This window comes from Microcoleus sp. D2_18a_B4, assembly GCF_036702475.1.
Classification (GTDB): domain Bacteria; phylum Cyanobacteriota; class Cyanobacteriia; order Cyanobacteriales; family Microcoleaceae; genus Microcoleus.
This window is the reverse complement of record NZ_JAUBTL010000047.1, coordinates 34237-47673: the sequence shown is the minus strand read 5'-3', so window position 1 is coordinate 47673 and position 13437 is coordinate 34237. Positions and strand designations below refer to the sequence as shown.

At 44.0% G+C, this 13437-nt stretch carries 12 protein-coding genes; 2 read left to right on the top strand and 10 right to left on the bottom strand.

From position 1 onward, the window contains the following. Nucleotides 1-524 precede the first annotated feature (524 nt). The 3 genes from rodA to QUB04_RS23455 all read right to left on the bottom strand — a co-directional run bounded on the left by rodA (nt 525) and on the right by QUB04_RS23455 (nt 3316). Nucleotides 525-1784: a rod shape-determining protein RodA gene (gene rodA / locus QUB04_RS23465; protein ID WP_333288061.1), complete on the bottom strand. Its 1260-nt coding sequence runs from the start codon at nt 1782-1784 to the stop codon at nt 525-527. Between the two features lie 259 nt (nt 1785-2043). Beyond that, nucleotides 2044-2391 carry a VOC family protein gene (locus QUB04_RS23460; RefSeq protein WP_333103068.1) on the bottom strand — a complete coding sequence of 116 codons (348 nt, stop codon included), beginning with the start codon at nt 2389-2391 and terminating at the stop codon, nt 2044-2046. 61 nt (nt 2392-2452) lie between these two features. Further along, the gene (locus QUB04_RS23455) at nt 2453-3316 is read right to left on the bottom strand and encodes a tetratricopeptide repeat protein (protein WP_333288059.1); all 864 of its coding nucleotides are present in this window, start codon (nt 3314-3316) and stop codon (nt 2453-2455) included. A 53-nt stretch (nt 3317-3369) separates the two neighbouring features. On the opposite strand from QUB04_RS23455, the gene QUB04_RS32615 reads away from it, so the two are divergent. Together QUB04_RS32615 and QUB04_RS23450 are read left to right on the top strand one after the other, a co-directional pair. Next, the gene (locus tag QUB04_RS32615) at nt 3370-3483 is read left to right on the top strand and encodes an NfeD family protein (protein WP_445301088.1); all 114 of its coding nucleotides are present in this window, start codon (nt 3370-3372) and stop codon (nt 3481-3483) included. A gap of 108 nt (nt 3484-3591) precedes the next feature. Next, nucleotides 3592-3789 (top strand): hypothetical protein, encoded by a 198-nt coding sequence (locus tag QUB04_RS23450; protein WP_333288057.1) that lies wholly within the window; start codon nt 3592-3594, stop codon nt 3787-3789. A 325-nt stretch (nt 3790-4114) separates the two neighbouring features. Here QUB04_RS23450 and QUB04_RS23445 read toward each other — a convergent pair whose 3' ends face one another. The 7 genes from QUB04_RS23445 to QUB04_RS23415 all read right to left on the bottom strand — a co-directional run. Further along, nucleotides 4115-4936 (bottom strand): class I SAM-dependent methyltransferase, encoded by an 822-nt coding sequence (locus QUB04_RS23445; protein ID WP_333288055.1) that lies wholly within the window; start codon nt 4934-4936, stop codon nt 4115-4117. A 107-nt stretch (nt 4937-5043) separates the two neighbouring features. Continuing rightward, nucleotides 5044-6711, bottom strand: coding sequence for an ABC transporter ATP-binding protein (locus tag QUB04_RS23440; RefSeq protein ID WP_333288053.1), 1668 nt, complete (start codon nt 6709-6711; stop codon nt 5044-5046). A 266-nt stretch (nt 6712-6977) separates the two neighbouring features. Continuing rightward, a complete protein-coding gene (locus QUB04_RS23435; protein WP_333288051.1) occupies nt 6978-8111 on the bottom strand; it encodes a patatin-like phospholipase family protein in 1134 nt (377 codons plus the stop codon). Nucleotides 8112-8273: 162 nt separating this feature from the next. Beyond that, entirely contained in the window at nt 8274-10388 is a 2115-nt protein-coding gene (locus QUB04_RS23430) for a hypothetical protein (RefSeq protein WP_333288050.1), read from the bottom strand. Nucleotides 10389-10393: 5 nt separating this feature from the next. Beyond that, on the bottom strand, nt 10394-11266 hold the full coding sequence (locus QUB04_RS23425) for a hypothetical protein (RefSeq protein ID WP_333288048.1): 873 nt from the start codon (nt 11264-11266) through the stop codon (nt 10394-10396). A 473-nt stretch (nt 11267-11739) separates the two neighbouring features. Beyond that, nucleotides 11740-12198: a hypothetical protein gene (locus tag QUB04_RS23420; RefSeq protein ID WP_333143250.1), complete on the bottom strand. Its 459-nt coding sequence runs from the start codon at nt 12196-12198 to the stop codon at nt 11740-11742. 502 nt (nt 12199-12700) lie between these two features. Next, nucleotides 12701-13437 (bottom strand): tetratricopeptide repeat protein (locus QUB04_RS23415; RefSeq protein ID WP_445301087.1); only part of this gene is annotated, 737 nt, incomplete at its 5' end.

The following is a 13437-nucleotide window of genomic DNA, read 5'->3' as shown; positions in this document are numbered from 1 at the left end:
TGTCATGAAGAAGGAAGTTCGGCAACGGATTCTTTAATGGATCTAACGGATGTAACGGATGTCATGAAGAAGGAAGTTCGGCAACGGATTCTTTAATGGATCTAACGGATGTAACGGATGTCATGAAGAAGGAAGTCGGAAGAAGGAAGAAGGAAGGAAGAAGGAAAAAGAAAAAAAGATGTAATAATAGCGATGGTTTCAGGCATTAAGAACGTCCTCAGTAGGGTCTCCACTGCACAGAGAGTGGCTTACCCATAGCGCATAAAAGCATTTATTGTTTGGGTCAGGAGTGGTTTAATTAAGTTGATGTACTTAAGGTGTTGGGCCTCTAAATTTTATTTTTTGGCGGGTTCTAGCGCGCACCGCACAAGAATTTTATCAAACTTGACAGTCATCAAGGCTCGGCTCAGGAAGCGTAAAATTTAGATGTGGCTAAGTCGATCGACAAAAAATGCGATCGCCCGCAGAATTTCTCGAAAGAAATCAAAAGGGCGATCGCATTCCCAGAACCAATTACCAATTACCTAATTCCAACGCTTCTTGCGCTGCCGCTGGCTTGCTACAGCCTCTACCAGTCCCAGGCCGAGAAAATTACTCAGCAGCGACGCATTCCCGTAACTCAGGAAAGGCAGGGGAATGCCCGTAACCGGAGCCAAGCCAATGTTCATTCCAATATTTACGAACACCTGAAAAATCAACATTGACAGTACGCCGATCGCTAGCAAAGAGCCAAAATTATCGTTAGCAGTTTGAGCTATCGTCACCAACCGGAAACAAATTATCCAGAACACCAATAGCACGCAAATGCAGCCAATAAAGCCCAATTCTTCGCCAATAGCTGAAAAGATAAAGTCTGTATGCTGTTCGGGAATAAAGTTAAGCTGAGTTTGCGTTCCCTGAAACAAACCCCTGCCTTTCAGTTCCCCGGCCCCAATAGCAATCCGAGATTGAATCAAGTGATATCCGCTGCCTAAAGGGTCTTTCTCCGGGTTTAAAAACCCTGTCAGGCGCATTTTTTGATAATCCTTGAGTACATTCCAAAAAAGCTGTCCGACTTGTCCAGAAACAACGTTCACCAACACAGCACCGAAAGTCCCCAGCCAAGGCCAAGGCAGGGTTCGCCAAGCGATAATACCCGCAAGAACTACCCACGCTACCCAAATCGGTGTAGACAGGTTATTGAAAAGAACTGAGATTAGAGGAGAGAATAGCAATATTAGCCAGCCGGGATTGACATTTCCCCAGTAAAACATCCCCATTGTGATCGCGCCGAACACCAAGGAAGTACCTAAATTTGGTTCGGCAAAGATCAATCCCCAGGGTACAGCCATAATCGCCAGCATCCTCAACATATTACCCACCGTGGGAACAGTCTTGTCGTGCAGGAGAGCTGCTAAAGTGACAATCATGCCTATTTTGGCAAATTCTGATGGTTGCAGGTAAAAGCCACCGATGTTGATCCACCGCTGGGCACCGAGCCCCGTAGTACCGATAAAGCGGACTGCGATCAGCGACAAATTGATGAATATGTAAATCGGCCATTTCCACTCCAGCAGTATTTGGTAGCGGCAGCGGGAAATGATGATGGCGAGGAACAAACCAACTGCCCCCGTTACCCAGTGTCGCCACCAGTCGATCAGTCCCTGGTTGATTTCGACGCTGCGGATCATGATTCCCCCGAAGATGGTGAGGGCGATGCAAGCGGCAAACAGCCAAGGGTCTGCTTCTTCCCAGGGCTTGAAGATTGATTTCCAGCGGTTTCTGACTTGTATTCTCTGCAACATGAGGATTTTAGATTTTAGATTTTAGATTTTAGATTATGGAGCCGATTTTCGGAAGTTGTGGATATATTTCGGATTCAGAGTCTGCACCTTACTGTAGAAGCGTCGGTGTAAGTATGTAACTTTATTCGGCGAGTTTTAGGGAGGTTCCGGGCCGTCCGCAACGGGCCTTGAGTGCGCGGACACACTAATCAGTAGGGTGCGCCAGGCCGCGCACCTTACGCGGATTTAGCCCGATCGCGATCGGCAATTCCGAAAATAGTCAGGCCGGTTCGTAAAGGTACTCGAAGCCGTTCCCATCTGGATCTCTGCCGTAAAAAGATGCAGTACCGTCGCGGTGTTCGTGGATGTGGGTGACGGAAACACCATCGGCTTTGAGTTGTTCGTAGGCGGATTCCATTTCGGTACGATCGTCAAATACAAACCCAAAATGCGGCCCTGCTTGGTCGTAACTCGGACTCAACAGCGCCAATCCGTCCTCTCCTGCTTTCAAATAAGCCCAGTCTGGATCTTTCCAGACTAACTCCATACCCAAGTTGCGGTAGAATTCAGCAGACTTCTCTATGTCTTGCACGCAGACGGCTACGTGTCCCAATCGTTTTAGTTTCATATCTACAAACTTTATGGTTGTTCTTTCATTTATTGTATCTATTTTCTGATTTTTTGCTCGATTAATTAGGTATTTCTTCTGTTTTTTTGGGGGCGGCTAACTGTACTTTTTCTACTTGTTTGCTAGCGTCCATTTCGCTGAACAGTTGAATGGCGCGCTCAAAATTTTCTTGACTTTTCTCGATGTTACCAAGTTTCTGTTCTGTTAGTGCTAGTTGATAGCAAGCTTCGGCTCGGTCTAATTTAGCGCTGGCTCGATCGAGTATTTCGATTGCTTCTGCATGGTGCTGCAGGGCTTGGTCAAATTCTCCCCGTTCTCGGTACAGCGCTGCTATAACGCTGAGAGCTTTGGCTTTGATAGTGCTGTACGGGTTTTGGTCGGCTTGGGCGATCGCTTGGCGGTACAAGCTCAAAGCTTTGTCTGTCTCTGGCAGGTTTTGATAGGTGGCGGCGAGAAAAACTAATTTGTATCCCGTACCCACCAACTGACTGTTTTCCCGATCGGCATAAAGTTTCTCGGCGAGCTCTTCCGCCTCTTTTTTTGCTCCGATACAGGAGTTGAGGAAAGCTAACCCGACATTGATCGAATAACTATTAATCCCGATTTCGTCTCGCGAATTTTTCAGCTTGACAAATATCTCCATAGCTGATTCTAATTCGCGCATTTCTATTTGACAAAAACCTATATTAATTGCAGCGTTAACTTTCCAGAATTCGAGATTAGCTTGTTTGGCGTTTTCAGGTTCGCTGTTTTTCGCTATAATCTGCAAAGATTTAGTGGCTTTTATTTCTGATATTTGATGGCATTCTATGGCTTGATTTATATCGCTTAAGATCCGATAATAAATGCCTAAAATACTGTATAAACCGCTCAAATAATAATCAGAAGTGACACTGTTGAGTGTGGAGGGGAAGTTGACAGACAAGCTTCTGACATCCGCACAAATCAAGTCGAGTTTATATTCAGGAGCAAGCAGCTATGTCTATTAACGATGTTGAAACAGCGATCGTGGATGAACAAATTAGCCCTCAAGAATGCGGTCGCGTTCGTTTCCAAAACAGTTGGTGGCCGGCGAAGTGCGATCTTCTTTGAGGGCTGCGCTAACGAGACATGACTTTGCAACCCGGTGAAGTTGTTCGCGTCGTGAGACTTGACAACATTACTCTGATAGTTGAAGCGTAGTTGGGAAACCATCTGGAGGTGGGGAGTTATCGGAGGGTAGAACAAATAAAGTTGCGATCGCGTTTCTATATCGATACATTTCTCTTCAAAAGGGCGATCGTACTTCTCGCCTCTGTTAATTTCGAGATTCTAGAGTTTTACCTCAACCATAACTCGCCGCTGACAGTCGCCAGTCCGCCAGACCGCCAGGGAATGAATTCCCTGTCTAATAGCTAAAGTCCTCTGAAGAGGACTAATGAGTTTTTCAGTCCTCTTCAGAGGACTTTAGCTTTGAGGCAGGGGTTTCAACCCTTGCCGGACTGCGGGTTTAACCTAGTTGTTGACACGAAGAAGGACACGGCAATGCCGTGTCCCTACTTACGCAAAGCCTATGTGTCATGCTGAGTGAAACGAAGCATCTCACTCGATGCTTCGCCCAAATCCCTAAGTCCTATAGCAATCCTAAATGATTCAGATAAATTTGTAGGGGTAGTGCCCCCGTGCCTACCCCCTATCTATAGGGCAACCACGGGGAGTAGGGGTCGGATTGCCCCTACAATAATTATGAGAATGATTTAGGATTGCTATATTTTTCATAACGAACTAGAAGATGCCAGAGAAAAATATCCGGGTCGTCATGAGCTATCATCTCTTTAAACATCGAAACAAAAGGCTCATAGTCCAAAAACTGCATCTCCAAACTGAGTTGTTGCAATCCCGCTTCTTTAAAGATGCGATTTAACCGCAAGGGAGTGTAATAAATCTGAGCCTCTTGCCACTCAGCATCCCAAACTTTATTGCCGTAGACATCGATAAATCCCTCTGTAACACAGTGAGCGTGTTTGCGACTAAAATAGGCAATTTCTAAGAAGCATAAGGTGGTTGGAAAATATCCGTATATCTTGCCACCTGGCTTGAGAACTTTCCCAAATTCCCGTATCATCTGGCGGTTGGTTTTATCCTCACTGGAAACCACGGAATTTGCGAGGAGGACGTAATCAAATTTCTCGTTCCACTCCGGTTTTTGTTCGGTGATTCGCGTGGAGTCTACTTCCTCAAACACGATTTGCTGATTGTTGAGTCGGGAATCTCCATCTGCTGTTTTCCAGTGTGCTTGTGCTTTTTCAATGGCTGTTTTGGAAAAATCGGTACAGTAGATTTGTCCAATTTGGGGGCAAAATTCTAGTAAGGTTTTCTGAAGGTAAATTTCCGAGCCACAACCGGGAATTAAGACTTTGATGTCAGGCGAGTTGGGAATATCATAGCCGGGAGAACGCTCTGGACGGATTAGGGTTTTGCAGATTTTGGGGTCTTGGGTGATGCTGAAAGCGGTGTTGGTATAATCTTCGTGGCTTTTATCTCCAGAGAGCTTTCTCTTCTTCAAGAGATTTCGAGCCTAGGTTAGGAGAAGAGGGAATTAGCCATTTGTAATCATTTGTGCTGGTCATAATTTTTAACTCCAAAATGTTCAGTATAGGTCAAATCTGCGTGTCAATCACTCACCACCAAGCTGCCGTTTTCCATCACGTAAGTGACATCCGCGAGCAGCGCATTAGCTATGCGGTGGGTGATGAAAATCACGGTGCGTTCTTTGCTAATGTGCTCGATGGTGGTGAGGATTTTGGCTTCTGTGGCGGGGTCAAGGGCGGATGTGGCTTCATCCAGAATTAGAATTGCTGGATTTCTCACCAAGGCTCTAGCTAAAGCGATTCTTTGCCGTTGTCCCCCTGATAACTGTCCCCCCCTGTCACCAACAAGTGTATCGTAGCCTTGGGGTAAGGACAAAATAAATTGGTGAATCTCGGCGTCTTTGGCTGCGGCTTCGACTTGTTCGTCAGTAGCTTGTAAATAGCCCATGCGGATGTTTTCCCGCACGGAGCAATTAAAGAGAATTACATCCTGAGAAACCAGTCCAACTTGAGAACGGAGGGAGCGTACTGTTGCATGACGTAAATCAATTCCATCAAAGAGAATGCGTCCTTTATCTGGGTCATAAAATCGGGTCAGCAAGTTGACAATTGTACTTTTGCCTGCGCCACTTTGACCGACAAATACCGCGAAGTCTCCTTGGCGAATTTTTAGGGATAGATTTTTAACTCCTCCTCTATCTTGGGAGTAGCTAAAGGTAACATCGTCAAAGTTAATATCACTGGAAAAGTGAGGTAAATCAATCGCATCCGGTGCATCCTGAATCGCCGGAGTTTCTGATAAGATATCGCTGATGCGTTGCAGCCCTGCTACTCCATCAATAAATGCAGGCAGTGACGAAGTTAAGCCGAGGATATTGAGATTCAATCCTAGCATTAAAACTTGAAAAGAGGTAAGAGTTCCTACAGAAATTATATTCCTATAGGTCATCACTGCACCAATACTTAAAACGATAAGCTGCGTCATGACAAAACCAATCATGGGTACTTTCTGCACTAAGTAGGAGAGAAAGGTTGCCCGGACATAAACCTGTTTTAAGTCATTCAAATCGGTGGAAAACTCCTCAGTCATTTGGTTTTCCAGCCCGAATATCTTGACAACGGTTTGCGAGAGGATATTCTCTTCGACGACGCTGGCAATCTGTCCTTCTTTTTGCAGCAACTTATAGCCGACTTCTGTGGCAAGGCTGGCAATTTTTGCTGGGGCAATGGTGCAGATGGTTAAACCGATTAAACTGAGCAGGGCTAATTGCCAGTTGAGGAAGAAGAGGAAAACCAGAGAAAATAGGAAGTTAGACAGTTCTAAAACAACGACTGTCAGCCCCATTGTAATTACACCATTTTCCACCTTTTGGACATCGGCGATGAGACAATTGACAATATCCCCGGCTGAACGTCGCCCAAAAAACTCCATTGAAAGGCTTTGGAGATGCTCGAATAGAGAGTGTCGGATATTGTTGGTGATTAAAATGCCTAAACGCGCTCCTAGGAAAATTCCTAGCAAACCGATGCAGGCATATAGAATTGCTCCGACAACTAGCAATGACAGGATTAGAACCAGAAGACTATAGTTTTGGGGAACGATGGCGGCATCGATGATAAATTTTAAGCTGGCTCGGAAGACGGAATCAAATGCGGCGTCGAATATTAGGCAGATAAAGAGTAAAATGAATTGCCATTTGTAGGAGGCAATGTATTTGTTGAGGGTTTTAAAGAACCAAATAAGTTCCATGAGTTAGGGGAGTTTGTCTACAGGCACGATTTATACTTTTACTTTGGCAGTTTTAATTTGGATAGCCTTCTTATTAAGCAGGGGCTGTTTTAAAGAGCAGAGGTTCGGCAAGTAGGGGGAAGGTGGTTAAGGGAGCATCTCATATTTGTAAAAACACTTCTTCTGGCTCCTTCCTTCTGCCTCTTGCCTCCTGCCTCCTGCCTCAAAACTTAGATTTCTATCTGGGCTGCCAAAGTGAGATGCTCCTGGTGGTTAAAGCAGCAATGTTAATCCAACTTGATAAACTGTTGAATTGCCTCTAGAACTGGAACATTTTGGTTCTTATAGTAAACTTCTCCACAAGCGAGATAGCATTCAGCCGCATCTTTCAGTTCTTCACAATTCTCAGGATTGTCGATCTCTTCGCTGATTTCTTTAGACTGATTCTTCTGTGTTTTAATGTATTCGTTGTAGGGCTTTTCTCGCTTGGTCAGCGTGCGTCGCAGACGACCGGGCTGTTGTTCTCCTTGGAAGCGCTGGTTTAGATCGAAATCCAAACGCAGATAATCCCCCCCTGTACTTTCCATGATTTGGTAACAGATAGCTTCAGAATTTTGAGCAGCAGGATTCATGAACATATCCGGTAGGCGCCGAGCCCAGCCCAACTGTCCCCACCCATTGATGTCTTTATAGCTGTAGGGACAAGTTGTATTGCCAGTGCCAATGGAGAGGACAGCAATATCGCTCAATTGTAATTTGTTTTGTTTTTCAATCAACAAAGCGTGGGCGATCGCCACTAACGCCGGGTTGTTGGCTGAGACACCGCCATCGATATGGGGAAGACTTTGCTCCTCGTTATAGGGAAGGTTGTAAGGGGGAAAAAACGTGGGTGCTGATGCTGAGGCAGTGCAGATTTTCCAGAGTTCAATGTTGTCGTACCACGTTTTTGCATCGGCCGACTTATTCGTAAACCACGTTGTGTTTCGGGAATAAACGTCATAAGCAGGTATCAGAATATAGGGTCGATCAATCTCGCTCATTTTCGGAGAGCCCAACTCCGGGTGAATCAATTTTTTCTGCAATATTTTAGCTAAACCCTGCTCTCCCTGTTCGTGGGGGTATAACAAATTACTGGCGAGAGCTTGACTTACTTTTCTCCATTTTCGAGCCTCACGAACCGACGGTAGGAATATATTTTTTCCCTCTTCTAAGTAGAAATCAATCATTTGCTGAACATTCATCTGACAGGTAATCGCCGCCGCCAGAATTGAGCCAGTGGATGTGCCAGAAATCAAGTCAAAATATTCATGCAATTTCTGACCTGTTTTTTCTTGTATGGTTGTCTCTACCTGCTTGAGAATTGTAGCAGATAATACTCCCCGGATGCCGCCGCCATCTAAGCTGAGAATTTTGAATGTCATGGTATCCTCCCCGATCGGTTAATTTTTAAGTGAACAGTGCCTAACCTTTAGTTAGGATTGGAATTGAGAACGAAATCTTAGCTGTCATTTTTCATTTTTACATTTTCAGACGATCGCCCTGGTGAATATCTGAATTTTTAGAGACCATAGAATGGGTTGAGATTACACAGGTGTGTAATATTGCCAGAACCAGTATCCTAACCCCAAAAAAGTCAGCCCAACTAACAGAGCGATCGCTATCTTGGTAAAATCAATAGATTTTTCGGGCAAAGTATCTGTTACTTCGATCAAACTTCCTGGCTGGTTGAATTTATCGAGTAACTCGTTAACATCGGCTTGGTTTGTCACGACCAGATCGAACCCCCGCCAAATATATTGGCTATTATAAATATTTGGCTGTTTCTTGACTCCACCTAACTTGGCAAATAACGCATCATCAAAATACGTGGTGTCGGTTACGGCCTGGTTGTGAAAGGCAATTAAGGGAGGATTCGACTCATTATTAGACAGCGAAAAGTAAATTTTCTTCGTGTGACTAGCGATGCAATCAAAATTAGATGTTTTTTGCCCAAATGCCCGGCCAATCCAAAAACCAGGCTTCACAATTTTGTCATCTGCTCCATGCAAAATTCCAATGGGTAGAATTAACCTACTGCCGATTTGACAGATGTTTATTGGTTTGGCAGTAAACGGAGAATTGAACATTTTTAAAATCCAGATGGCTATCTGAGGAATGCCCATGTCCGTACTTGGGGCTGGAGCGGCAGTAAGAATCTGTTTGGGTAAAAACTTTTGTTGATTTTCCTCGATATAGAGAGGCCAACTCATGGCTAATAATCCTCCCAAAGAATGACCGAACACATAAAAATCAAACTCCGATTGAGCAAGACTGGGATTATCTTGACCTAATTTTTTCCAAGCTGCATCAGTTAGACCGATAGCTTGTTGAATCCATTCCACTGGGCTGTGCAAAAGACTGAGGTCAACAGTGTAAATAAGCTGCTTCAGATTCTTTCCATAGCGGTTTTTGAACAATTTGATTACTAAAAATAGTACGACCAAGGCTAAGGAAAGGCGAAGGTACTTGAACAGGGTAGGTTTGAGGAGCTTGCGGACAACCGGGCCAATCTTCTTTCGCCGATATTGCAGTAAAGTATCCTCTATCTTGAATTTATCCCATTTTGAAACTACTTTACTCAAAATGTTCAACCAAAAAGATAAGGGTTCTTTTTCTTCACTGCCTTTGTTTGTTGTTAGATCGTCGGGATAGCGGCTGTTTTGAAAATCAGGAAAAACTACATAATAGCCTTGCTTAGCCAATTCTTCTAAATGAGATTGATAGAATTTTGGCAGGCACAAAGCAAAGCCGTGCAAGTAAGTAATTAACCTCAGTTTTCCTTCCCCATCCCGGTAAGGAGCATCAGGAGCGAAAACTTGGATAAAATTTCCTTTAATGTGACTCCCTGACTGATATATTTTGTAGCCATCTTTGGGGATAATATGCTCCCACTCAAACGCGGCTTCTGGATTTTTATTGACCATAAATATATTCTCTTGTTGTTGGTTTCTAGCTAGTTTTTTGCCGATTATCTGTACTTTATCCTCTGTTAACAGCAAACTTAGAGCCATTACTAATTCAGATGCGCTACCAGGGAGTGTACCTACTGTAGATGAAGGCATAGCATTACCAAGTAGGGCAATAAATGTTCCTACAAATAACCACGACCATTTCAGCCTGACCCAGATACCGATACCAATCAGTAGCATGAACAAATTAACTACAATGGTAATAATTGGTGGGCCACTTAAGTTAGCAGGGCTATAACGCAAAATTTCCGCAAAAAACCTTGGCTCCAACTCCAATCCTATGTAGTTGGTGGTAATATCTATCCCCGCGAGTCCGAATGCAACTACCCAAGATAAAACTCGCACTATTGTAGTCGCCCAAGCTGCTCCAGCACGGTGAGCAAGTTCAACACCAATTACAATGAACAGCGGCACAATTAAGTCGTGCAAGAGAAAGCGAACCCTACTGAGAATTTCTAAAAGCTCTCCTTCACCAATTAAATTTCCTATGGACAGAATGAAATTGTCATAGCTAAGGCTGGCTAGCAATAAAGGTAAAACAATCATCGCTAAGCTGGGTGATAGCCGCCACAGCAGAATCCCCCAACCTAATAATATCCATTCAATCAGAGCTATACCGAGATGTCCAAGGGGATAAATCATGAACAAAATGTGGTTAATCGGCAAGGAATCAGCTATTGATATAACCATATTTGCTAATTTTCTATTGCTAATTTTTCTTGATTACCGTGACTGAATTCAGCAATGCCTTTGCTGTAAACTAACCAAGTGAAGATAGCAACTCCTGCTTCTGTTCCACCTAAGTCATGGAGAATATGAAATAAAGCATTTAAAGCGACTTGGGGGTTGGTATAGGGGTCGCCTCCATATTTGTCGAGAAGAAATACAAAAGTTAAGTTTACTCCTACTGAAAAAATTGGGACTAGAATAATCTTCCAATCTTTGAGAAGCTGATAACCTCGGTAGGTCAAGACTCCAAAAACTATAGTAAGTGCAATATAAATTGGCACTTTAAAGCTAGGGTTATCAGCTTTATAACCTAAAGGGTATAAAATTGATATAACCAACAAACTGATGGCGAACAAAATGTTAACTAATCTCGTGAGGGCAGTTGTCTTGATAACCAGGCCATCTGACCACAATACAAATGCTGAAATCAAGAAAAAGTAGAACATAAAATTCAGCATGGTGAAATCGTTTTGATAATACCAGCATTGGGTAACGTGCCAGCCAATTTCAGCGGCGATCGCTACCATAATAAAAGCTAGACCTAGTTGGGAAGCAAAAATCACTTTGAACCCCAATCCCAAATTTTTTAAACCGTCGTAAAAAATTCTCATTGCTAGCGGAATCAGCGCAAAAGTGAGAATGTGCGTGACAATTAAGCCAAATTTCCAACCGCCAGTAATACAGATTCTATTTGGATTGACTAACTGAGATTGTGCGATTTCTGGCAATATTGTCAGAGTATAACCCAATCCAAATAAAGCTATTAAAAAACAGAATGCGATAAAAGCTAAGTCAGAATTGAATATTTTGCCCCTAGGGCTTTTTTGAATGTTTATCATGGATTAAATGAGTTATTTTCAGTAGTTATATTGCGGCTTTTATGGTTAACTTTATTAGCTGATACCAATTTGATAGGTTGTTGCATATAGCAATCCTAAATGATTCAGATAAATTTGTAGGGGTAGTGCTACCCCTACTCCCCGTGCCTACCCCCTATCTATCGGGCAACCACGGGGGGATTGCCCCTACAATAATTATGAGAATGATTTAGGATTGCTATATATTTCGATCCCCCTCGCATCCCCCGCGGGAGGGGGACTTTGACCACCCTCTTGTCCCCCCCTTATTAAGGGGGGTTAGGGGGGATCGGATTCTATGCAGCCTCATAAAAAATTGGTATGAGCAAAAATCGCATAAAAAAATTTAAACACAAATAGTTATATATTGAATAATATTTAGCTATGTGTGTTTGAAAGGACAGCTATATCAACTCTTTTATCCCAACTAATGAGTGTTATCTTTTTGATTACCCTTAGTTAGATTTGAAGTTAATGCTTAAGATCGCGGGTTCTGTTCCAAAACCACTTCCTTGTGCCTGATATCTGACATCTCCAGCTTCTAAGATCGCTGGTCCACCGCATAATTCAATTAGGTTAGTACCTTGCTGAACTTTGCTAGGCATACAACCAAACTCACGTTTTCCCCCAGTACCAGTAATTTCAATCTTGTCAATTATTCCAGTTGCAGTAGAAGGCTCTAAGGAAACTACAGCAGTGTCAATTCTTTTTGATTCTTTCAGGCATCTTATATTTGTATCAACATTGAAACTTCCGTTATCAATTTTAATCTGTCTCAATGGCTGCGGAATTACAGGATTTTCAGGAGAAGAGCAAGTATCTGCCATTGCTGCTGTAGGAAAACAGAAGATCAAAACTGACAGAGCAAATGCCAAAAACTTGGCCAACCGCATAGTTTTTTTCATTGAATTCATGATGGTGTTACTTGTCGATTTTCTGATTTGAGGCGAGACGAAGTTGTATTTTTGTCTCTACACCTATAAGACGAATCCAGAGGTCAATTTCTGAATTTTTCGAGTTATAGGCTGTTTTTTCCTAGATAAATGCACCCTCAGCACAAGAACTTTAATTTCCAATCACACCAGATTTTGTCATTAAGTTGAGGTCAGAAACAATAGATATTGGGTAGGCGCTGACGGCAGTGCCTACCCAACATCTATTTTCAATTACTGATTAATTTTCAATCAGAATTGATTTTTACTTTTAGCGCCGACGATACCATCTAAACATTATTTTTCTCCTTCTTTAGATGAATTTGCTGTGCTTTCTGTCGAGACGAAATTGTATTTTTGTCTCTACACCTATAAGACGAATCCAGAGGTCAATTTCTGAATTTTTCGAGTTAGAGGCTGTTTTTTCCTAACTCAATGCACTCTGAGAGGTTCAGATCCCCGACTTCCCTAAGAAGTCAAGGCTCTACGCTTTAGCCCGATCGCCCTTTCGCCTCTTACCTTTCAGCCGTTTCACAGCCTCCTCAACCTCCCCGCGAAAAGGGTAGAGCAACCGCCGACTCAGCGCACTTCGATAAGCCTCCACAGCCTCCGTCACATCCCCCAACCCCAACAACGCCCTTCCTTGCCAGTAACCAGCCATCGCCGGGTCAAACTCCATCAATTCCTGAGACTGACAAGCCTTTTCCAACCATTTCCGACTCGCCACCTCATCCCCCAACACTCGATAACTCTCCCCCAGCCACACTGCAGCAGACACCGATTGCAGATAACCCCCCTCTTCCGGTAACAACTGCCATCCTTGCGCCAAAGCCTCCACCGCTTCCCGGTGTTTCCCCGCCAGCGCCAACACCCGCCCATGACAAAACCAAGCATCAGGTAACTGCGGCTCAAGTTGCGTCCCCCGCACAGAGACACCACACCCCCGCTCAATTTCCTGAAAACTTTCCACCAACACCCTCCCCGCCGTCGTCCAAACACTCCAGCGATCGGGAAAACGATCGAGCATCTCTTCTACTATTGATGCAAGGGTTACTTCACAGTTCGATCGCCCTAAATCCCCCAGGGCTGTTTCATTATCGGTAGGGGCCGTGCCCCCGTGCCGGCCCTCTTGGTCTGACCTGCTGATCGAATCGTCTGGGTCGGGGGTAGGCACGGGGGCACTACCCCTGGGGGTAGGCACGCACCATCCACTACCCTTGG

Coding starts and splice junctions, on each gene's coding strand:
- QUB04_RS23440 (WP_333288053.1), bottom strand. CDS start 6,711: ATGGAACTTATTTGGTTCTTTAAAACCCTCAACAAATACATTGCCTCC.
- rodA (WP_333288061.1), bottom strand. CDS start 1,784: ATGTTGCAGAGAATACAAGTCAGAAACCGCTGGAAATCAATCTTCAAG.
- QUB04_RS23460 (WP_333103068.1), bottom strand. CDS start 2,391: ATGAAACTAAAACGATTGGGACACGTAGCCGTCTGCGTGCAAGACATA.
- QUB04_RS32615 (WP_445301088.1), top strand. CDS start 3,370: ATGTCTATTAACGATGTTGAAACAGCGATCGTGGATGAACAAATTAGC.
- QUB04_RS23420 (WP_333143250.1), bottom strand. CDS start 12,198: ATGAATTCAATGAAAAAAACTATGCGGTTGGCCAAGTTTTTGGCATTT.
- QUB04_RS23435 (WP_333288051.1), bottom strand. CDS start 8,111: ATGACATTCAAAATTCTCAGCTTAGATGGCGGCGGCATCCGGGGAGTA.
- QUB04_RS23430 (WP_333288050.1), bottom strand. CDS start 10,388: ATGGTTATATCAATAGCTGATTCCTTGCCGATTAACCACATTTTGTTC.
- QUB04_RS23425 (WP_333288048.1), bottom strand. CDS start 11,266: ATGATAAACATTCAAAAAAGCCCTAGGGGCAAAATATTCAATTCTGAC.